This window comes from Sphingobium aromaticiconvertens, assembly GCF_037154075.1.
Lineage (GTDB): Bacteria > Pseudomonadota > Alphaproteobacteria > Sphingomonadales > Sphingomonadaceae > Sphingobium > Sphingobium aromaticiconvertens.
The window spans coordinates 2,920,404-2,941,541 of the sequence record NZ_JBANRJ010000001.1; the positions used below are offsets into that span (position 1 = coordinate 2,920,404).

At 60.6% G+C, this 21,138-nt stretch carries 17 protein-coding genes; 12 read left to right on the forward strand and 5 right to left on the reverse strand.

The window, feature by feature from the left end; genetic code table 11:
- The first annotated feature begins 3 nt into the window (after positions 1-3).
- The 4 genes from WFR25_RS13965 to WFR25_RS13980 all read left to right on the forward strand — a co-directional run bounded on the left by WFR25_RS13965 (position 4) and on the right by WFR25_RS13980 (position 5,793).
- Entirely contained in the window at positions 4-693 is a 690-nt protein-coding gene (locus WFR25_RS13965) for a TauD/TfdA dioxygenase family protein (protein ID WP_336971653.1), read from the forward strand.
- A 73-nt stretch (positions 694-766) separates the two neighbouring features.
- Complete coding sequence (locus WFR25_RS13970; protein ID WP_336971654.1) at positions 767-1,777, forward strand: ABC transporter substrate-binding protein; 1,011 nt, start codon at positions 767-769, stop codon at positions 1,775-1,777.
- 49 nt (positions 1,778-1,826) lie between these two features.
- Positions 1,827-4,349 (forward strand): TonB-dependent receptor plug domain-containing protein, encoded by a 2,523-nt coding sequence (locus tag WFR25_RS13975; protein ID WP_336971656.1) that lies wholly within the window; start codon positions 1,827-1,829, stop codon positions 4,347-4,349.
- A 91-nt stretch (positions 4,350-4,440) separates the two neighbouring features.
- A complete protein-coding gene (locus WFR25_RS13980; protein ID WP_336971657.1) occupies positions 4,441-5,793 on the forward strand; it encodes an LLM class flavin-dependent oxidoreductase in 1,353 nt (450 codons plus the stop codon).
- A gap of 55 nt (positions 5,794-5,848) precedes the next feature.
- On the opposite strand, the gene WFR25_RS13985 is transcribed toward WFR25_RS13980, so the two are convergent.
- The 5 genes from WFR25_RS13985 to WFR25_RS14005 all read right to left on the reverse strand — a co-directional run bounded on the left by WFR25_RS13985 (position 5,849) and on the right by WFR25_RS14005 (position 11,151).
- Positions 5,849-6,754: an ROK family protein gene (locus tag WFR25_RS13985; protein ID WP_336971658.1), complete on the reverse strand. Its 906-nt coding sequence runs from the start codon at positions 6,752-6,754 to the stop codon at positions 5,849-5,851.
- An 89-nt stretch (positions 6,755-6,843) separates the two neighbouring features.
- Positions 6,844-7,983, reverse strand: coding sequence for an N-acetylglucosamine-6-phosphate deacetylase (gene nagA / locus WFR25_RS13990; protein WP_336971659.1), 1,140 nt, complete (start codon positions 7,981-7,983; stop codon positions 6,844-6,846).
- Positions 7,980-8,984, reverse strand: a complete 1,005-nt coding sequence (locus WFR25_RS13995; RefSeq protein WP_336971661.1) for an SIS domain-containing protein — start codon at positions 8,982-8,984, stop codon at positions 7,980-7,982. Before WFR25_RS13995 ends, nagA begins: the two co-directional genes overlap by 4 nt.
- A gap of 71 nt (positions 8,985-9,055) precedes the next feature.
- Positions 9,056-9,832, reverse strand: a complete 777-nt coding sequence (locus WFR25_RS14000) for a copper homeostasis protein CutC (protein WP_336971663.1) — start codon at positions 9,830-9,832, stop codon at positions 9,056-9,058.
- Entirely contained in the window at positions 9,829-11,151 is a 1,323-nt protein-coding gene (locus WFR25_RS14005) for a sugar MFS transporter (protein ID WP_336971665.1), read from the reverse strand. Before WFR25_RS14005 ends, WFR25_RS14000 begins: the two co-directional genes overlap by 4 nt.
- Before the next feature lie 238 nt (positions 11,152-11,389).
- Between WFR25_RS14005 and WFR25_RS14010 the strand changes: the two genes are divergently transcribed.
- The 8 genes from WFR25_RS14010 (at position 11,390) to WFR25_RS14045 (ending at position 21,085) form a co-directional block, all read left to right on the forward strand.
- Positions 11,390-12,511 (forward strand): ROK family transcriptional regulator, encoded by a 1,122-nt coding sequence (locus tag WFR25_RS14010; protein WP_336971667.1) that lies wholly within the window; start codon positions 11,390-11,392, stop codon positions 12,509-12,511.
- 114 nt (positions 12,512-12,625) lie between these two features.
- Positions 12,626-14,188: a TonB-dependent receptor plug domain-containing protein gene (locus tag WFR25_RS14015; protein ID WP_336971668.1), complete on the forward strand. Its 1,563-nt coding sequence runs from the start codon at positions 12,626-12,628 to the stop codon at positions 14,186-14,188.
- Between the two features lie 90 nt (positions 14,189-14,278).
- Complete coding sequence (gene istA / locus WFR25_RS14020) at positions 14,279-15,802, forward strand: IS21 family transposase (protein WP_336968217.1); 1,524 nt, start codon at positions 14,279-14,281, stop codon at positions 15,800-15,802.
- On the forward strand, positions 15,792-16,574 hold the full coding sequence (gene istB, locus WFR25_RS14025) for an IS21-like element helper ATPase IstB (protein ID WP_336968219.1): 783 nt from the start codon (positions 15,792-15,794) through the stop codon (positions 16,572-16,574). The genes istA and istB overlap by 11 nt, the downstream gene beginning before the upstream one ends.
- 157 nt (positions 16,575-16,731) lie before the next feature.
- Positions 16,732-18,369, forward strand: coding sequence for a TonB-dependent receptor (locus WFR25_RS14030; protein WP_336971671.1), 1,638 nt, complete (start codon positions 16,732-16,734; stop codon positions 18,367-18,369).
- Between the two features lie 52 nt (positions 18,370-18,421).
- Positions 18,422-19,171 carry an SDR family NAD(P)-dependent oxidoreductase gene (locus tag WFR25_RS14035; RefSeq protein ID WP_336971673.1) on the forward strand — a complete coding sequence of 250 codons (750 nt, stop codon included), beginning with the start codon at positions 18,422-18,424 and terminating at the stop codon, positions 19,169-19,171.
- A 130-nt stretch (positions 19,172-19,301) separates the two neighbouring features.
- Positions 19,302-19,808 carry a carboxymuconolactone decarboxylase family protein gene (locus WFR25_RS14040; protein WP_336971675.1) on the forward strand — a complete coding sequence of 169 codons (507 nt, stop codon included), beginning with the start codon at positions 19,302-19,304 and terminating at the stop codon, positions 19,806-19,808.
- A 23-nt stretch (positions 19,809-19,831) separates the two neighbouring features.
- The gene (locus tag WFR25_RS14045) at positions 19,832-21,085 is read left to right on the forward strand and encodes an MFS transporter (RefSeq protein WP_336971677.1); all 1,254 of its coding nucleotides are present in this window, start codon (positions 19,832-19,834) and stop codon (positions 21,083-21,085) included.
- Positions 21,086-21,138 lie beyond the last annotated feature (53 nt).

Below are 21,138 nucleotides of genomic sequence, written 5' to 3' on the forward strand. Positions count from 1 at the left end.
TCAATGCACATTGGTATAACCAACAATCAGCATGCCGCCTTTGCAGGATCATTCGGGCCGCTCTATACGCACCCTAGCACGACCAGCGACCCCAAAATCTCACCCATCCACCAGATCGCGGCGACGGATGCCGCCAAATATGAAAAGCGCCTTCATCGCGACGTAAAGCCAGGAGACGGCTATCACAGCGACACCAGTTGGCGTCTGGTGCCGACATGGGGCGCGGTCCTTCGCGCCGTGACACTGCCGGAGGTTGGCGGCGATACCATCTGGGTCGATGCAAACCTGGCCTATGAGGGCCTGTCCGAAGAGGTAAAGGCGCGGCTGGAGGGGCTGCATGTCACCCATGATTTCCGCGAAGCACTGAGCGGTGCGGGCCATGATTATCCGATCGTCGCCCATCCTGTCGTTCGGACACATCGAGAGACCGGCAAGAAAATCCTCTGGGTCAATCTCACCCAAAGACCGCAGATATTGGGGCTGGAACTCTCCGAAAGCCGCGAACTGCTCGATGAAGTGCTGCGCCAATATAAAAGGCCGGAATTCCAGGTCCGTTTTTCCTGGCGCCCCAACTCGGTCGCCTTCTGGGACAATCGCGCCGCCGTTCACTATGCGGTCCGCAACTATGGCGATTTTCCACGGGTTCTTGAACGCATCCTGATCGCCGACGAGCCGCTTTACGCAGATCTTTGATCGCCAGTCCGACCGAACGCCGACGCTATCCCGTCGGCGTTCGGTCGATGCTGCCGCTTGTCCTGGAGTTTCCATGAGCCAGTCCCCATCGTCCCGACAAAGGGTTCTGCCCTGGCTCGGCCTCGCCCTTCTGATCGTGGCGGCCCTTGTCGGAGCCGCACTCTATCTGCGCGCTGCAGGTGCAGCCAAAAACCAGTCCTTATTGAAGATCGGCGACCAGCGCGGCGGCGCGCAGGCGCTGATGCGGGCGGCAGGCGAACTCGATGACGTCCCCTACACGATTGAATGGGCGCAATTTCCTGCAGCCTCCCCTCTGCTCGAAGCGCTGGCTGCTGGCGCCATCGACATAGGCGGCGTCGGCGGGGCGCCTTTCGCCTTCGCCTATGCGGGTGGAGCGAAGATCAGGGCCGTGTTCGCCTACCGCCCCGAAGGCGCCAATATCGGCCGCGCATCCGCCATCATCGTGCAAAAAGGATCACCCATTCGTTCGCTTGCGGACCTGAAGGGGCGCAAGCTTGCGACGGTCCGCGGCTCGGTGGGGCAGGACATGGCCCTTCGCCTGATCGAGAAGGCGGGACTAAATCCATCCGACATCCGCTGGACCTACCTCAATAATGGGGAGGCCAAGGCCGCACTGGACAGTGGCGCCATTGATGCCTGGTCCACCTGGGGCAGCTATGTGGGGATCGCGGTCATCGAGAATGGCGACCGGGTGCTGGCGGACGCCAGCGGCCTGCCGACAGGGGTTGGCTTCTTCGCCGCCTCGGACCCGGCCATCGCGGCCAAACGAGAGATGCTGGGTGACTTTCTGGCGCGATTGAACCGGGCACGTCATTGGGCGATCACACATCCCGACGTCTATGCACAGACATTGGCGCAGGAAACGGGCCTGCCGCTCAAGGTCGCCCGCTTTTCGATCTCCGCCTATCTGGGCACCGCGCAGCCGATCGACGAGGCTCTGATCGAGGAGCAGGCGCAGATATTCGCACGCTACCAGCGCGCCAATATCATTCCCGCGCTGCCCGACATTCGCGGGGCTTATGATCCCTCCTTCAACGCGACCACCTTCACAAAGCGGGACTGAACCCGCGCCGGCATGAAGCCGCCATCACGACATTCCAAAGGGAACCATCATGAAAAGCCTGCCTTTCGCCGGCGCTGCCATTGTGTTCAGCGGCGCCCTCATCCCTGCAGCCTTCGCACAGACCACTCTCCCTGCCGCCACCGAGGAGGATGATCAGGGCGGTTCAGCCATCGTCGTGACCGGAACGCGCAAGGGCACCGGGCGCACCGTGGCCGACAGCCCGGTGCCGATCGACGTCATCAGCCCCCAGGAACTCAAGGCGAGCGGGCGAACGGGGCTGAAAGAAATTCTGGGCAACATCATCCCGTCCCTCACCATGCCCGCGCTGGGCGGCGGCGGTACGTCGGCCAGCGTGCGGCCCATCTCCATCCGTGGCCTGTCGGGCGATTATCTGCTCGTGCTCGTCAACGGCAAGCGACGCCATACGACGGCGCTCATCAACAACCTCTCGCGCATTTCGGGCGGCTCTACCCCTGTGGACATCGACCTGATCCCGACCAATGCCGTGGGCCGGATCGAGGTGCTGCGAGACGGCGCCGCCGCCCAATATGGGTCCGACGCTATATCGGGCGTCATCAATATCCTGCTGGACGACGCGCCCGAGGGCGGCGATTTTTCCGCGACCGCCGGACAACTATACGAAAAGGGCGGCGCGCTGATCCAGCAAGGATTGAGCTATGGCACCCGGATCGGCGGCGAAGGCTTCGTTCGTTTCGCAGTCGAGGGGAAATATCACGACCGGGCCGACAGTTCAGGCGAACCTGTGCCCCTGATCTATCCGCTGGTGAACGGCGCGCCCGACCCGCGTGAGGCCAGGGCGGATCATCTGATAGCGGGCGGCTATGGCCGATCGAACCGGGACAAGATCATCAACGGATCGGTGAATGCTGAACTGCCCGTTGGCGACACGCTCACCGCCTATAGCTTCTCCACCCTCAGCTATCGTGACATTGACGACAAGCGTGGGGCAGTCGTCCCCGCGACCACCGGCTATGGCGGGCAGACCAATGTTCAGGGCTTCACGGCCCTGCCGCAAATCTATCCTTCCGGCTTTCAGGCGCGGCGACGGATCAAGGAATGGGACTGGCAGATGGCCATCGGATTGAAAGGCGGCCTGGGCGCGGACTGGTCCTTTGACCTGTCCACCACCTATGGGCGCGACGATGTGGAGTTGGGCGCCGTCGGCACGCTCAACCCATCGCTAGGCCCTTCCAGCCCCACCAGATTCTTCATGGGCAAGCAGATCCAGGATCTGTGGATCAATAATCTGGAACTGACTCGCAGTTACGACATTGGTTTCGCCAAGCCACTCGATGTCGCCGTCGGGTTCGAGCATCGCTGGGAGAAATTCCAGAACCGCGCGGGTGAACCCGACAGCTATCGTGACGGCGGCTATATCATCCCGGCAGACGGCACGCCATTCGGCAACGCCTATGGCGGCCGATCGCCTTCCCCCGGACTAGTATCCTTCACCGGCACCTCGCCAGCCGACGAAACGTCGCTCAGTCGCCACAATCTGGCCGCCTATATCGACCTGTCGGCGGATGTGACCAGCGCATGGTTTGTAGGGGTCGCGGGGCGGTTTGAACATTATGACGACAGCGCGGGCGAGACGGTATCGGGCAAATTTTCGACGCGCTACGAAATCGCGCGCGGGTTTGCCCTTCGTGGCGGCGTCAATACCGGCTTTCGCGCACCATCGCTTGCCCAGACCGGCTTTTCGACGACCCAGAACACCGCAACCATCATCGGCAACGATCGGGTCAGCACGACATCGAAATTCCTGCCCGTCAACAGCGTTGCGGCGCTAGCGCTCGGCGCCACACCGCTAAAACCCGAAAAATCGCTCAACTACACGGCGGGGCTGGCCTTTGAACGGGGGCCAGTTCGGCTGACCATCGACGCCTATCAGATCAACGTCGATGACCGGATCGTGAAGACCGAATTTCTGGGAACGGCGGCCAATGGCGGACCGGCCATCCGGACGATCCTGCTGGCCAATGGCGTCAGCAATGTCGACAGCGCGCAGTTTTTCACCAACGCCATCGACACAAGGACAAGGGGCATCGACGTGGTCGCCGAATATGGTCTGCGAACCGCGGCGATCGGCAGTTTCAGGCTGAATGCCGCCTTCAGCTATAACCGGACCAAGATAACCGATATCATCGACACGCCCGCCCAGCTTGCCTCACTCAATGTCACGCTGTTCGGGCGGCAGGCCCAGAAGGATCTCGTCGCCGCGACACCACGAACAAAGCTCGTCCTGACCAACGACTGGTCGCTTCGACCTTTGCACGCTTTGGCGCGGTTGACACGCTTTGGCAGCTATCTGGAATCAAGCAACATCGCCAGCGGCGACCGGAAATATGGGGCCAAATGGATTGCCGACCTCGACATCGGCTATGATGTGAGCGACCGGCTCACGCTGTCCGTCGGCGCGAACAATCTGTTCGACAGCTATCCCCATCGCAATGGGGTCATCGCTTCCGATGGATCAGGTGCCTATGGTAATTTCGCACCCTTCGGCCTTAGCGGTGGCTTCTACTATGGGCGCATATCGGCGCGATTTTAGATCAGCAGAACCAAAGAGCCTATGAGAAGGCCTCGTTATCCCCAGCCAAACAGAGTCCGTAAAACGGAGCAACATCTGGAGGATATGGACGATGACGGAGACAGCGAAGCGGCAATTGCATCTGGGCGCCATATTGGAGGGGGTCGGGGCGGATCACACATCCTGGCTCGACCCTGACCTGCCGGGAGACGCCAGCATAGACATTGGCTGGTATATCGAGAATGCGAGGGCTGCCGAAACGGCTCTTTTCGACCTCGTCTTCATCGTGGATTCGCCCTATATCACCCCGGACACGGCCCCCCATTTCCTCAATCGGCTGGAGCCGCTCACCCTGCTCTCCGCGATCGCGGCTTCGACGTCGCGGATCGGCCTCGTCGGCACGCTGACGACCTCCTATTGGGAGCCATATAACGTCGCCCGCCAGTTCGGATCGCTCGACCAGATCAGCCGCGGCCGGGCCGGTTGGAACGTCGTGACCACGGGGCTTGAGGGCGCAGCCCGCAACTATGGACGCGAGGAGCATTTCGATCACAAGGTCCGCTATGCCCGCGCTCGCGAGTTTGTGGACGTGGTGCAGGGCCTGTGGGACAGCTATGAGGATGATGCCTTCCCCCGCGATCGCGACGCCGGGCTATTTCTCGACAAGAGTAAGCAGCACCGGCTCGATCATAAAGGCGAGCATTTCTCGGTCGCTGGCCCACTGGCCCTTAGTCGTTCACGGCAGGGCCAACCCGTCATTTTCCAGGCCGGTGACAGCCATGAAGGCCGCAACCTGGGCGCAGCCATTGCCGAGGGCGCCTTCACCAGCGCGGAAGATTTCGAAACCGGCCGGTCCTACTACGCCGATGTGAAAGCGCGGGCCGCAGCCATCGGTCGCGATCCCGACCGCATCAAGATACTACCGGGCCTAGTCCCCATCATCGCGGATACGGATGAAGAGGCGCAGGCCATCGTCCAGGCCGCACAAGAAACGCTCGACATCTCCAAGCTGCTTGTCCAGCTAGGCCGAGCCTTCAACTATCATGATTTTTCCGCCTACGATCTGGATGCGCCCTTCCCCGACCTGAGTGGCGTGACGCTCAACAGCTACAAGGGCCATGCCGAGCGCATCATACGAGTGGCGCAGGACGAAAAACTGTCACTGCGGCAAGCGGCCTATCGCTTCGGCCAATGGCGATCGCCCTTTGTCGGCTCCCCCGAAACCATAGCCGATGAGATCGAGCGCTGGTTCATCGGGCGCGCCGCCGATGGCTTCCTGTTGCGGGTAACGCGCCCGCGCGACTTCGCCCTGTTCCGCGAGCGGGTCGTGCCACTCCTGCAGGCGCGCGGCGTGTTCCGCACCGACTATGCCCATGACACGCTGCGCGGACATCTCGGCCTGACCGTGCCGGAAAACCGCCACACTCGCGCCGCAGAGGAACCGCAGGCGATCGCCGCCGAATAAGCGCCGCCAAGCCGCCGCCAATGCAACGGTCATCGGCGGCGGCATCGCAGCGTGATTACTGATCGGCTGCCAGCGCGGCGCCCAACAGTCCGGCATTGCCTCCCAGCAGAGTGGCGACCAATATAGGGTGCGCCGGGGCGTCAAGCATGTCCCTACGAACCCGCTGGTCCAGTTCGCGGATCAGGGCGGCCGAATTGGAAAGCCCTCCCCCAACCGGCACAACCGTAGCTGGGTAAGTATTGAGGATCATCGCAAGCGATCCCGCCAGAATATCGCAGAAATAGTCGATGGTCGCGGTGGCCGTAGCATCACCATCTTCCCATGCAGCCGTTATTTGCGAACTTTTTGCCGTGCGATCATGCAAAAAATGATGCAGCCGTTCCAGGCCGCGCGCGCCGCCAATCGTATCCAGGCATCCCTTTCGCCCGCATCCGCATTCGAACACCGGCACGGCATCGGGCGCTTTGGGCGTGGGTATCATGATCTGGCCATGCCCCCATTCACCGCCAATCCCGCTCGGCCCGGTGACGATGCGACCGTCTTCGATCAGGCCGCCACCAACGCCTGTGCCCAGGATCAGCCCGAATACGCGGCGATGCCCTTGGGCGACACCCATGATCGCCTCAGCCAGAACAAAAGCGTCGGCATCATTGATGACGAAAACGGGTCGCCCCAGTGCTGCCGCCAGATCCCGGGCCAGCGGCCGACCGTGAATGCATTCGATATTGGCGCTGGTCATGATGCCAGTGTCCGGCGCCGCAAGCCCCGCAAAAGCGATCGAAATGGGATCGTCGTCCCGCAGTTGAGCCACGAAGTCTGACTGAAAATCGGCAAAAACGCCTGTAAACGCGTCCCAATCCCCGGTCGGCGTGGGGATTTTTTTACGATGCTGGATTGATGCATTTTCATCAACGACAGCGATATCGATAAAAGAGCCGCCAACATCGGCGCAAATTTTCACTTAAATTCTCCTGAAACACACGATGCGGGCTTTCCGCCCGCGCCGACGAAACCCGTCGTCGGCCCGGCTATGGGCATGATTAATGACATTTATGCAGCGGTCATGGCGGGATGGTGTTCGCCACCTATCCAGACACCTCTGGGCTTTAGTTCATGGTCGAGCCAAACAAGGTCAGCGCGCATTCCGGGCCCCAGCGCGCCACGATCCGTCAGCCCCATGAAGGCAGCCGGTGCCGATGCCGCCATGATTGCGGCCTCGGCAAGCGAGAGCCCGACCATGTTCACCGCATTGCGAACCGCCGTCGCCATATCGAGGTCGGAGCCGGCCAGGACGCCCCCCTCCCCGATACAGACGCCGTCTTCCACCCGGATTGTCTTACCTTGCAATATGAAGGTCTTAGAGAGGCTACCGACCGTCGGCATCGCATCCGTGACCAGCATGAAACGATCACGCGGGCGAGCCGCCATCGCGATACGCAGGGCCACCGGATCGACATGGCGGCCATCGACAATCACGCCAGCATACACGTGTTGATCCTCCAGCGTGGCGCCGACGACGCCGGGCGCTCGATGATTGAACGGCGACATGGCGTTGTACAGATGAGTCACGCCCGTCACGCCCATCGCAAACGCCGCCTTCATCGTTGCATAGTCCGCGTCGCTATGACCAGCCGCAACGATCACACCCGCCTCGGTAAGACGCCGGATGTCATCAGGCGCGCAGTTTTCGGGTGCAAGCGTCACCAGCGTCCGACCAAGTTTCAGGCTGGTGAGAAGGGCGATGGCGCCGTCATCAAGGCGTCGAAACTTCTGCGGATCATGCGTCCCCTTGCGGGCGGCATTGAGAAAGGGGCCTTCCAGATGGATGCCGACCACGCCCGGAACCCCCTGAGCAATGGCCTGCTCGGTGGCCCGCATCGCTGCATCAACCTTATCAAGATCATCTGAGATCAGGGTCGGAAGGAAGGTCGTCGTGCCGAACGGCAGATGGGCCTCACCGATCTGCGCGATGCTGGCAACCGTCGGGCTGTCGTTGAACAGCACGCCCCCACCGCCATTGACCTGAGTGTCGATGAAGCCCGGCAGCAGGAAGCCACCTTCCAGATCGATATCCAGATCGGCGGATGTCGATTGATCGGACGCGATCAACGCCCCGTCGATCGTCAGTGCGGCCGCGCGGCTCTCCCTCTGCCCAACAAGCCTACCATTGATAAAACGCGTGCGTTTCATAGCGTCTGCGTCACCTTTTTGAGGTGCGGCGGCATGTCCGGATCAAGCCCACGGCGCAAAGCGAGCGTGTTGACGAAACGATAGAAGCTCTGGATCATCAAAATCGGCTCCAGCACGGGGTGGCCGCGCAGCGCGGGAAGGCCCGGGATAGCTCCCCCTGCATCGGCTAACCGCACTTGTGCGCCGCGATCAAGAAACTCCTTGCCTACCGCACGCACATCATCGCCTGCCGCATCTGACGTGGCAAAACCCAGTATCGGGAAACCATCCCTCACGATCGCCATCGGTCCATGCCGGACTTCGGCGGACGAGAAGGCCTCTGCATGCAGTCCGCACGTTTCCTTCAGCTTGAGCGCGGCCTCCTGCGCCACCGCGAAACTATATCCACGACCGATCACGAACAGGTTCGTTGCCTGCTCCAACGGCGCGATGGCCGCGTTCCAATCCAGCGCGAACGCCTGCCGCAGAGCGTCCGGCAGACGGAGAAGGTCCGCCTCCAACGCCATATTGCCCGACCAACGGGCGACGAGCGCCGCCAGACCGGCAAGCGATACGATATAGGATTTGGTCGCCGCCACCGAAAGTTCCGGCCCCGCTTCCAGCGGAAGGACGTCATCCGCGTGTTCGGCAAGCGGCGAGGATGCATCATTGACCAGTGCGACCACAAAGGCTCCGGCAGCCTGATAGGCCTGCACCGTCTTCAAAAGGTCCGGGCTGCGACCCGACTGGGAAATGGCGATGCACAGCGCTCCGGGCGCGATCACGGGCGCGCTGAAAAGCGACGAAACCGACAGGGCGGCCGATGCGGTGGGAATGCCGACCATCGTTTCGATCAAATATTTACCATAGGTCGCCGCATGATCGGATGATCCTCTGGCGCAGGTGATCACAGTGCTTGGCGGGTTGGCCTCAAGACGGGCTACAATGCGATCAAGGGCCGCCTTGTTAACGTCAAGGAAGCGGGCAACGGCGTCAGCCGCTTCCTCAGCCTCAGCATGCATAAGGGTTTTATCGGGCATTTTGCCCAACGGCCCAGGGGTGGAGGGGGTCATTATAGAAAAGCTCCAGTGTTTCAGGGCGCACTATGGATTTGAGGGCAATGCCCCATGGCAGCGCGCAAATTCTCGACAAGGGACTGGTCCGTTTCCCGACGCTGGGCATGGACGAACCCCATGGAAACGGAGCGGGCATCGGTCGTATCCACCAGCCCGCCGCATGATGCGTGGACGGAACGAACACCCGCTCCATCAAGGATCGCGCGGACATTGGCCGCATTTATGCCGCTACCCGGCAGAATTTCGACCCGTCCGGCAGCGCGAGCCTGCATCGCTGCGATAGTCGCGATCCCGTCATAGGCTTTCAGCGCCCCGCCCGAGGTGAGGATTGTAGCGATACCAAGATCAACGGCGACATCCACCGCCACGACCAGATCGGGCAGCAGATCCACGGCCCGACTCAGTGTGACATCGAGTCCTGCCGCATGTGCCACCAGACGCTTAAGCACTACCAGATCCAGCTCCCCGGTCCGCGTCAGGGCGCCAATGACCACGCCTGCAAGACCCGCAGCGCGCGCGGCGTCGATTTCGTGCAGCATCACATCCTGTTCCACTGCATCATAGACAAAGTCACCCGCGCGCGGCCGGATCATCGCACGTACCGGCACGGATATGCGCCCCGCCAGTTGCAACAGTCCCGGCGACGGGGTGAGGCCACCAACATCCAGCGCCGCGCACAGTTCGATACGATCTGCGCCCCCAGCGATGGCCGCGCGCAGGCCCGCCGGGGAATCGACACAGATTTCCATCAGCAAGGGCGTTTGAACGGGAGCAGAATTTTCCGCTGTCATCATGCCTCCGACCGATCGCTTCCGACGCGGCTGCCAACGATCCCGAAGAAGAGAATATAGCTATAGGCTGGCACCATCACCATCAGGAAGACAAGCTGAAAAGGCATATGTTCCTTCAGCATCGCGAACATCTGCGGCAGAATCGCACCGCCGCAAATCGCCATGATCATGATCGCAGAGCCGGTTTCCGTATGACGGCCAAGTCCCCGGATCGCGAGGGGGAAGATAGCGGGCCACATCATTGCATTGGCAAAGCCAAGCGCCGCCACGAAAGCCACCGACACATAGCCGTGCGTGGCATAGGCGCCCAACACGAACAGAATGCCGAGTATCGCCGAGAAGGCCAGATAGCGCTCCTGCGAAACAAAGCGCGGGATCACAACCAAACCGACCAGATAGCCCAGCAACATGCCCGCCAGCGTGAACGAGGTGAAGAAGGCTGTTTCGTCGATCGGCAGGCCGAAACCCTGCCCATAGGCACCGATGGCATCGCCAGCCATCACCTCAACCCCGACATAGAGGAACAGGCAAACCACACCGAGCCAGAGATGGCGATAGCTGGACAGACCACGATCCGCCTCTCCGGCATCCGTTGACTTGGGGACCGTCGGCTGGATGTCCGGCAAGGGCGAGCGAAGCACAAATACGCCCAGCAAGGCCAACAGCCCGGCCATGGCCAGATAGGGCGCGTGGATCTTGGCTGCGAAGGCATTGAGCAAGGCTTCACGCGCCTCCAGGCTGGTTGCGGCCTTCACCTGGGCATCCAGTTCGCCTACCCCATGCAGCACCAGCGTCCCGATGACGATGGGCGCGAGGATGCCGGCCACCTTATTGCAGATGCCCATGACCGCAATACGCTGGGCCGCGCTTTCGATCGGTCCGACAATGGAAATATAGGGGTTAGCTGCCGTTTGCAGGATCGCAAGCCCCGCGCCGATCACGAACAGGCCGGTCAACGCGCCGGGAAAGATCCGCATCATCGCCATCTGCCCGAACAGGATGGCCCCCGCCGCCATGACGAACAGGCCCAGCGTCATGCCCTTTTTCATTCCCGTGCGGCGCAGGATCATGGCTGATGGCAAAGCCAGGAAGAAATAGGACATGTAAAAGACCATCGGCACCAGAAAAGCCGAAACGTCGTCCAGCGTGAAGGCCAGCTTCACGAAGGTGATCAGCGGCCCATTGAGCCATGTCACAAAGCCAAAGATGAAGAACATCACACCGATAATTCCGGTGGTGACAAGCGGATTGACGCGCTGGCCCGCGGCGATGCCGTCAGCGGACATAGTGACGGAAGGCACTGTACGAGTGTCTGATGACATGATGGTCCCTTATCCTTCATTCAAAGTGCGGCCCTGCCCCGATCCGGGGTGCCATGGCCGCCCTTCCAGCGCGCCTCATGTTCCATTGCCCACGATCTCCGCTCTTTCCTGACGTTAGGATGCCGCAATCAGTCATGTCAAACTATGTTGCACTTATTTGATCATTTTTTGAACTAAGTATTGCGACTCCGTTTCATTTCTGATTTAAATTCCTTCAGAAGGCGGAGATCGAACGATTATGCTGACGGAAACACACGCCCATGTGCTGCGACTGATCAATCAGTCAGGGCCATTGAGTCGAACCGAATTGGTGAGCCAGTTGGGTGTCAGCAAGGCGTCGATGTCGGCCCTCGCCGCCGACCTTATTGAAAAGGGTATGCTGACCGAGGGCGAGATCGTCTATGGCGCGGGCCGCCCTTCGGTCCGGCTGGAACTGGCCGCATCCTCAGCCTTTTTCATCGGTATCTCGTTGGCGGCCAGCCCATTCATCGTGCGGATAACAGACCTGCACGGCAAGGTGGTTGGAGCAGCAGACATACCCGCAGCGACCGCACCGCTGGAGGTCGTGGAGGGCATCGTCCGCGCGGTCGAACACGCTTTGGACGGTACGGAAATCGAACGCGAACGCCTTGCCGGCATTGGCCTCGCTATTCCCGGCCTTATCGACGCAGGGAGCGGAATGTGCATCCGCTCTACAGTGTTGGGCTGGCGCAACGTGCCCATCGGCGAAATGGTGGCACAGGCAATCGGCCTGCCAACCTTCGTTGAAAATGACGCCAACGCCGTAGCGCTGGGCGAGCATCTGTTCGGCAGCCTGCGCGGAAGCGACGCTTGCGCGATGATATCGGTGGGCGACGGCATCGGCTGCGGCCTGATCGTCAATGGCGAATTGCACAGGGGCGCGCGTGGCGGTGCGGGCGAAATCGCGCACGCCACCATCGAACTGAATGGCCTGCCCTGCAAATGCGGCAAGCGTGGATGCCTGGACACCCTCGCCTCGGCCAAGAGCATCTCCAATTTTGCGCGAGAAGCGGACTTGCCGGGCACGCTGGCGGCGCTGGACGCGGCCGCGAACGACGGCAATCAGGATGCCATCGCTATCCTGCATCGCGCAGGCTCGGCCTTGGGCCTGGCCGTATCGCAGATCGTGCAGACACTGGACCCGGAAAGAATCGTCATCGCCTTGTCCGACGGTCCGCTCGACGGTCCCTATGTGCGTGTCATCCGTCAGACGCTGGAAGCCAATGTGATGGCCAACGAAACCCGCCAGATCGACCTCGCCATGATGCGTCTCAACGAAGAGGCATGGGCAGTCGGGGCCGCCAGCGTGGCGGCAGGGCGCGGCATTTTCAGGCTCTAGGGCAAAGGCGGGATGCCCCGCCGCAAAAAATATAAAAGCAGAGGCGGCAAAGAACGCCCGGTCATCAGCAGGAAGAACGTGAATTTTTTTTCACGAGATAAGGGCAAAATAAAAATGAAAAAACAGTTTTCTCCGCTGCTTGTGGCGACCGCGCTCAGCACATTGTTCGGTGCCGGCGCTGTCCACGCGCAGACGGCTTCTACCCCCACGGAACAGGGCAGCGAGACGTCCGGTCGCTTCAATGGTACTTCCGACCAGAGCATCGGCGACATCATCGTGACCGGCAATGGCGTGTCTGCCAACGGCGTGACCAACACCACCCCCGGTGGTGGCCTGATGGCCGTGCAGACCGGCACCAAGCTGCGTAGCACCGTCACCCGCGACTATATCGATAAGCTGGCCGCCACGACCACCGTTTTCACGGCGATCAAGAGCCTGCCCGGCGTCGTTCTGGGTAGCGGCGACCCCTTTGGCTCGTCGGCCAACCTGACGATCCGCGGCCTCAGCCAGACATCGCTGGGCTTCAACTTCGAAGGCATGCCGATCGGTGATCAGCTATCGTACAGTGCCTTTCCCGGCGAATGGGCGGACACCGAAAATATCGGCCTGATCAACCTGACGCGCGGCTCCACCGACATCACAGCCCCCGTCTATAACTCGGTTGGCGCACTCTTGCAGGAAGAGATGATCTCCCCCTCGCGTACTCCGGGCGGCTACGTCTCGTTCGCTATGGGCAACCATGATCTCAACCGCCAGTTCCTGCGCCTTGAAACCGGCGAAATCGGCGACACCGGTATCCGCGGCTTCATCTCCGGCTCTCGGACCTATAATGACAGCTGGCGCGGTCCAGGCCGTACCGAGCGGCATCATATCGACAGCAAGTTCGTCAAGGAATGGGGTGAGGATAACATCATCTCGCTGGTCGCGACCTATAACGAAGAAAAGTCGGACCGTTCGCGCAACCCCACCAAGGCGCAGTGGGACCAGTTTGGCCGCGATTTCAACTTCGACGCGACCTACACACCGGGCAACGCCAACTATTACCGCCTGCGCGTCGCTGACCGCCAGAGCCTGTACGTCAGCGCCCCGTCAAATATCCGGCTGACCAACAACCTCCAACTCTCCGTCACGCCATATTATCTCTACACTCATGGCGTCATCAACGGCGCCAGCAACCTGAACCTGACCAATGCGTTCCAGGGCAATCAGCCAGCAGGCCCATTGCAGGCGCCCGGTGCGACCACCAACCCTGCGACGGTGATGAACGTCGATTATTACAACCAGGACACCTTCGGCCAGAACAGCTATCTGAAATGGGACGTTGGTTCCGCGCAGATCCGCCTGGGCTATTGGTATTCGCATTTCGTGCATATCGAACGTGCGGCATTCCAGGTTGCCGATGCGAACGGCAATGTCACTGACCCCTATGGTAAGACCGGATCGGTCCTGACCAGCAGCGGTGAAGTGTTCCGCAACTTTGCGGCACGCATCGAACAGGATGTCCATGGCGTCTATGCCGATGCTACGCTGAAGGCCCTCGACGACAAGCTGCTGCTGAACGCCGGGTTCAAATATGTCTGGGTGGACCGCACGGCCACCAGCCCGCTGCCGGGTACGGCGATGCTGACCAAAAGCATGAGCCGCAAGCCCCTGCTGTTGATTGCCGTTGAGAAGTGACCCGGGGAAGCCAGTAATTTCCACTGAGAAGTGACCCATGTTTGAACACGTCCCTGGCTTTGACGAGCGGGGGACCATGGAGTGTTGGACATGGCATTATTGAGCGTTATCCGGCGGTGGCATTACCGCGATCATCTATCGATCCGGGAGATAGCCAGGCGCACCGGTCTTTCCCGCAACACCGTTCGTAAATATCTGCGGTCGGACACGATCGAGCCGCAGTTCAAGGTGCCGGAGCGACCGAGCAAGCTGGACCCGTTCGTCGAGCGGCTGACAGCCTGGCTGAGGCGGGAGATGGGCCGTCCGCGCAAGCAGAAGCGCACGGTCAAGCAGTTGTATGCCGATCTGGTGAGCCTCGGCTTTGACGGTTCCTATGGCCGTGTCGCGGCCTTTGCCCGGGACTGGCGTGATGATTATCGCCGCCAGCAGCAGATGAGCGGCAGAGGCACCTTCGTGCCGTTGTCCTTCGCACCGGGTGAGGCGTTCCAGTTCGACTGGAGCGAGGACTGGGCGATCATCGATGGCGTGCGCACCAAGCTGCAGGTCGCGCACTTCAAGCTCAGCTACAGTCGCGCCTTCTTTGTGCGGGCCTATCTACTGCAGACCCACGAGATGCTGTTCGACGCCCATAATCATGCGTTCCGCGTGCTGGGCGGCGTGCCGCGACGCGGCATCTACGACAACATGAGGACTGCCGTCGACAAGGTCGGGCGCGGCAAGAGCCGGACCGTCAACGCCCGCTTCCTGACGATGGTGAGCCATTATCTGTTCGAGGCCGAGTTCTGTAATCCGGCCGCTGGGTGGGAGAAGGGCCAGGTCGAGAAGAACGTGCAGGATGCACGGCATCGCCTGTGGCAGCCTGTCCCCCAGACTCAGAGCCTCGACGCTTTGAACATCTGGCTGGAGGAGCGCTGCAAGGCGCTATGGCAGGATATTCCGCACGGAATCGAGCCCGGGTCTGTCGCTGATGCCTGGGCGGATGAGGTGGCGAGCCTGATGCCGACAGGCAGGGCGTTCGATGGCTTTGTCGAGTATGGCAAGCGGGTCTCACCGACCTGCCTCGTCCATCTCGAGCGCAACCGCTACAGCGTGCCGGCGTCGTTCGCCAACCGCCCCGTCAGCCTGCGCGTCTATCCCGACCGCTTCCTGGTGGTCGCCGAGGGACAGTTGCTGTGCGAACACCAGCGTATCATCGAACGATCCCACGATGGGCCGGGGCGCACCGTCTATGACTGGCGCCATTATCTGGCGGTGGTGCAGCGCAAGCCAGGTGCCCTGCGCAATGGGGCGCCGTTCCTTGAACTGCCTGATCCCTTCCAGCGGCTGCAGCGGCATCTGTTGCGGTCTCCTGGCGGTGACAGGGAGATGGTCGAGATCCTGGCCCTGGTGCTGCATCATGACGAGCAGACCGTGCTGACGGCCGTCACGATGGCGTTGGAGGGGGGCGTTCCAACCAAGACCCATATCCTCAACCTCCTGCACCGTCTGCTCGACGGCAAGCCGCTGACAACGCCGCCGGTCACGGCGCCACAGGCGCTGAGACTGGTCAGCGAGCCGATGGCCAATGTCGAGCGCTATGACGCTCTGCGTCGGGAGAGCCGCCATGCGTCATGATCCCGCCAGCGGCGCTATTATCGTCATGCTGCGCAGCCTCAAGATGCACGGCATGGCGCAGGCCGTTACCGATCTCATGGAACAGGGTGCACCGGCGTTCGATGCCGCCATCCCGATCCTGTCCCAGCTCCTGAAGGCGGAGACTGCTGAACGAGAGGTGCGATCGGTATCCTATCAACTCAAGGCTGCGCGGTTCCCGGCCTATCGCGACCTGGCAGGCTTCGACTTCGCCAGCAGTGAGATCAACGAAGCGCTGGTGCGCCAGCTTCACCGCTGTGAGTTTATCGACGTTGCCGACAACATCGTGCTGGTCGGCGGCCCCGGCACCGGCAAGACCCACATCGCGACAGCGCTGGGCGTTCAGGCCATCGAGCATCATCGAAAACGGGTGCGGTTCTTCTCCACCGTCGAGTTGGTTAATGCGCTCGAACAGGAGAAGGCCCAGGGCAAGGCAGGCCAGGTCGCCGGAAGGCTCGCCCACGCCGATCTCGTGATCCTCGATGAGCTCGGCTATCTGCCGTTCAGCGCCTCAGGCGGTGCATTGCTGTTCCATCTGCTCAGCAAACTTTACGAGCGCACCAGCGTCATCATCACCACCAACCTCAGCTTCAGTGAATGGGCCACCGTGTTCGGTGATGCCAAGATGACCACAGCGCTGCTCGATCGGCTGACCCATCACTGCCACATCCTTGAAACCGGCAACGACAGCTTCCGGTTCAAAAACAGCTCTGCTCAGCAGCCCACAGCGCGAAAGGAGAAAACCTCATCTTGACCCAACGGTGACATCCGAAACATAATCGCAAGGTGGGTCACTTCTCGATGAAAACCCCGGGTCACTTCTCAACGGCAATCAACACAACTATGACACGATCAGCGCGCAAGCCTATGTCGGTGGTCCGCTGACCAACACCATCAGCGCAGATGTCGCGGTGACAAGCCTGCATCAGAATGAGGGCTGGGGAAGAAACCTGACCCGCAACACCAAGAACAAGGTGAATGACTATCAGGGCATTCGATCGAAAATCATCGCGCAACCGCTTGATGCGGTAAAGCTGACATTATCAGGCGATTATTTCACCAGCCAGGACAATGTCGGCCTGGGCTGGCGCCTCGGCGACGGAAGCGTCGGGACTGGCGGTTTTACCAGCCCTGGTAATCATGACACGACGGCCAATCATGAAGCCCTGACCAAGCTGCGCCTTTGGGGTCTCAGCCTGACGGGTGAAGTGGATCTTGATTTTGCTACCCTGACCAGCATCACCGCCCTTCGGCGCACCCGCAATAACAGCAGGTTCGACGTGGATGGCGGGCCGCTCAACCTCGTCAACATCGAATATCTGGCGCGCGGCAAGACCTTTCAGCAGGAATTACGGCTCGCCTCCAGCGAAACAGAACCATTTTCCTGGCAGATTGGCGCCTTTTACCTGCGGTCGCAGGCGAGCACGAATCAAAATCAGAACGGGGTTGCGTTCACCGCGCAAAGCCTGCGTGAGATCGACATCCTATCATCATTGACGACCAAATCTTATGCGGCATTTGGCGAACTGACCTATTCGATCACACCAACCACCAAGATTACCGGCGGCCTGCGCTACACCAAGGATAGCCGCGATTTTGATGGCAACCAGACCCCAACCCTTTTGAACGGCAGCACATTGCCAACGACGTCAGTGCTATCCAATCTCAAATATAGCGAGTTCACCTACAGGGCAGCGTTGCGTCAGGAACTTACCGACACCATCAATGTCTATGCATCGGTGAACCGTGGTTTCAAGGCCGGAACCTACAGCCTGCAAAGCCCCAGCAGCCCGCCTGTGAAGCCACAATTCATCATGGCGTATGAAGGCGGCATCAAATCGGAACTGTTCGATCGTCGGCTGCGGCTCAATCTGGCGGCCTATCATTATGACATTGATGACTATCAGGTACGCTCTGCGGCCGCCGCCAACCCCGGTGCGAACATCCTCCTCAACGCCGCGACGGTCAAAGTGGACGGTTTCGACGCAGAGTTCGAAGGCATCGTCACCGACCAGTTGCGCATTTTTGGCGGCCTGACCGCCATCAAATCCCGGTTCAGTAAATTTGGCGGGCCCGGCGCCGAATTTCAGGCCCCTATTTCCTACCCCAATCCTGCCACCTGCCCCGCCGATCTTCGCGGCAGCACCAATCCCGGTTTCCTTGGCACCGGCCCGCGCACGGGCGGGCTAACAACCTGTTTTGGCGACGTGTCAGGCAACCGCACGCCACTCGCGCCAAAGTTCGCCAGCAGCATCGGCGCCAGCTATACAATCGATGTTGGCGTTTCGGGCAGCCTGCGCTTTTCCGCCTTGTACAATTATAATAGCGGCTATGTTTTCGAGCCTGACAACAAAGCGCGGCAAGGCAGCTTCAGCCTCGTCAATGGATCAATTGAATATCGCCCGAACGAGCAGGTCGGCATCGAACTGTGGGCAAACAACATCACCGACACCGAATATGTGGTTCAGGGCCTTTCGACCGGGACCGGCATCACTGAGGTTATTGCTCCCCCGCGTACCTATGGCGTGAACGTCAAATTCAAATTCTGACCCCGTTTCTTGATGCTGTCGCTGGCCCGTTGGCCTTACGGAAAGGAATAGGATGCTTAAGAAAGTTGCATTGGTCACGGGCGCCCGCGCCGGTATCGGCAAAGCCATCGCGCTTCGGCTCGCGCAGGAAGGGATCGCCGTGGGCGTGCTCGACCTCATCATCAAAGATGCGCGCCAAGTGGCGAACGACATTGTGGCAGCCGGTGGGCAGGCCATCGCGCTTGAAGCCAACATCGCTGATCGTGAGCAGGTTCAGGCCGCTCTCACCACGCTGCGCGCAACCTTCGGTCCCGTAACGATCCTGGTGAACAATGCCGGCATCACCGGCTTTGTCGCCTTTGAGGATCTGACGGATTCGCAGTGGGATGACATGATGACGGTCAACCTGAAAGGCACCTTCATTGTAACCCAAGAGACTCTGCCCGACATGAAGGCCGCGCAATGGGGCCGGATCGTCAACATCTCCTCCTCCAGCGCACAGACGGGGGCCGTCAGGATGGCGCATTACTCAGCATCCAAGGGCGCGATGATCAGCCTCACTCGCACGCTGGCTCTTGAACTGGGACCGCTCGGCATCACCGTGAACAACATCCCGCCGGGTTCGGTGATGAACACGATCATGTCCGAAGCCAATCGCCAGCGGATGCCGCTGTCCGAAGATGTTCTGCTGGCAACCCTGCCCGTGCGCCGCCTTGGCGAACCAGAGGACATCGCCAACGCCTGCGCATGGCTGGTTTCCGAACAGAGTGGCTATGTCACCGGCCAGACGATCGGGGTGAACGGCGGGCGGGTGGTGAGCTAAAATGACCTTCCCGGCAATCCAGAACGGTCCGATCGACGTCGATATCGATAAACGGATGGCGCAAGTTGTTGGCGCGGAACCGCGTGTTCATCCTGTGTCGTCTGATAAACTTTCCTCCGAACAGATGAAAATGATCGAATCCATTCGCGGGTCGATCGGCAGCGGCATGGCCAGCGAGATTCCGGAATTCTTCCGCACCGCAGTGAAGCATCCGGCCTTGTTCCGCTGTCAGATGGAAGCCGGAACCCTGTTTTTCACGGGCACGATCCCGCCACGGCAGCGTGAAATGGCTGTCCTGCGGATCGCGTGGCTGTGCCGCGCGCCCTATGAATGGGGCGAGCATGTTGACATCGCCAAACGTTATGGCGTGTCTGCGGAGGAGATCGAGCGCGTAACTCAGGGTTCCAGCGCGCCCGGCTGGAGCGATCAGGACGTGGCGCTCCTCAGCGCAGTCGAAGAATTGCTGGGCGACCATGCAATAGCCGATGCGACATGGTCGGTACTCAGTGCGATCTGGTCCGAGGAGCAGTTGCTGGAATTTCCAATGCTGGTGGGCGCATATGTCACCACCGCTCTACAACAGAACACCCTCCGCATGCGACTGGCCAAGGACAACCCTGGCCTTTCGCATAGATGACAATCGAATCCGGGAGGACAGATTTGAATACCCAGCAGACAAGTGCGTTTCAGGAGTGGCGCACCCATTGGGGTTTGGTGCTGGCTTCCTTCATTGGCTTCTCCTTTCATTCACTGACGACCTATTCCGCCGGGTTATTCATCCTGCCCCTCTCCACCGAATTTGGCTGGAGCCGGGCGCAGGCAACGGCAGGGCTGTCGATCGCGGCGCTCGCATCGATTCCGCTCGGCCCGGTGGTTGGCGCGATAGTCGACCGCTGGGGCGTGCGAATTCCAGCAATTACAGGGCTCGCCTTGACGGCCTGCGCGGTTAGTCTTTTCAGCATTGCAAGTGGGTCGTTCACCCAGTGGATCGCTCTGTGGACATTCTATGCAATCGTCGCGACCGGAATCAAATCCACGGTCTGGACGGTCGCCGTGACAGGCACCTTCACTGCGGCCCGTGGACTTGCACTGGGCTTCGTTATGTGTGGCGCGGCTGCGGCCCAAATCGTGACTCCGCCACTTACCCGCTGGCTTATCGACAGCCAGGGTTGGCGTTTTGCCTATATCTGGATGGGCCTGGGATGGGGCAGCATTGCACTTCTGGCGGCGATCTTCCTGTTCTTCGACGCGCGGGCGAAGAAGGAACGCATGGCCAAGGCAGTCGAAGCGAGAAAGCTGTCCGCCGCAGATTTTCCAGGCCTTGGTTTCCGCGAAGCAATGGGCAATCCCGCTCTCATCTGCGTCGCCATATCCACAGTGATCACCATGTTCATGGGCATAGCCCTGATCGTGCATCAGGTTCCCATTCTCACCGAGCTTGGCGTATCACGGTCGAACGCGGCCTATCTGGCAAGTTTGAGCGGCGTGGCCGGCATTGCCGGGAAACTTGGCACCGGCTGGATGTCGGACAGGTGGGATGCCCGGCTGATTGGGGGCATTACGCTGGCGGTACCAGCCTTTGCATTCATCCTGCTGCTGGAACCGATCCGCACACCGTTCCTGATAGTGTTGGCGATGATCATCATTGGCTATTCATCGGGCGCAAAGCTGCAAATCTCCGCCTACCTCACCAGCCGCTATGTCGGAATGCGAAATTTCGGAAAAGTATTTGGGGTGATCGGCGGGCTAATCGCTGCGGGCACGGGCCTGGGACCAGTCACCGCTGCGTGGACGTTCGACCATTATGGCGGCTACATGCCTTTCATCCTTCTGGGCATACCGATCAGCCTGTTGTGCGGCGTGCTGATAGCCAGATTGCCGCCATTCCCCGACTGGACTGTTTCAACAGCCTAACGAACACATTCCGCGTCACCAGCGTTATATCGATGCGATGGCGGGACGGCTCC

Bases quoted from the DNA above. Each gene is read 5' to 3' on its own strand.
- WFR25_RS14000 (WP_336971663.1), bottom strand. From the start codon at position 9,832: ATGATGACAGCGGAAAATTCTGCTCCCGTTCAAACGCCCTTGCTGATG.
- WFR25_RS14015 (WP_336971668.1), top strand. From the start codon at position 12,626: ATGAAAAAACAGTTTTCTCCGCTGCTTGTGGCGACCGCGCTCAGCACA.
- WFR25_RS14040 (WP_336971675.1), top strand. From the start codon at position 19,302: ATGATCGAATCCATTCGCGGGTCGATCGGCAGCGGCATGGCCAGCGAG.
- WFR25_RS13970 (WP_336971654.1), top strand. From the start codon at position 767: ATGAGCCAGTCCCCATCGTCCCGACAAAGGGTTCTGCCCTGGCTCGGC.
- nagA (WP_336971659.1), bottom strand. From the start codon at position 7,983: ATGAAACGCACGCGTTTTATCAATGGTAGGCTTGTTGGGCAGAGGGAG.
- WFR25_RS13965 (WP_336971653.1), top strand. From the start codon at position 4: ATGCACATTGGTATAACCAACAATCAGCATGCCGCCTTTGCAGGATCA.
- WFR25_RS13975 (WP_336971656.1), top strand. From the start codon at position 1,827: ATGAAAAGCCTGCCTTTCGCCGGCGCTGCCATTGTGTTCAGCGGCGCC.
- istA (WP_336968217.1), top strand. From the start codon at position 14,279: ATGGCATTATTGAGCGTTATCCGGCGGTGGCATTACCGCGATCATCTA.
- WFR25_RS14005 (WP_336971665.1), bottom strand. From the start codon at position 11,151: ATGTCATCAGACACTCGTACAGTGCCTTCCGTCACTATGTCCGCTGAC.
- WFR25_RS14035 (WP_336971673.1), top strand. From the start codon at position 18,422: ATGCTTAAGAAAGTTGCATTGGTCACGGGCGCCCGCGCCGGTATCGGC.
- WFR25_RS14010 (WP_336971667.1), top strand. From the start codon at position 11,390: ATGCTGACGGAAACACACGCCCATGTGCTGCGACTGATCAATCAGTCA.
- istB (WP_336968219.1), top strand. From the start codon at position 15,792: ATGCGTCATGATCCCGCCAGCGGCGCTATTATCGTCATGCTGCGCAGC.
- WFR25_RS13995 (WP_336971661.1), bottom strand. From the start codon at position 8,984: ATGCATGCTGAGGCTGAGGAAGCGGCTGACGCCGTTGCCCGCTTCCTT.
- WFR25_RS13980 (WP_336971657.1), top strand. From the start codon at position 4,441: ATGACGGAGACAGCGAAGCGGCAATTGCATCTGGGCGCCATATTGGAG.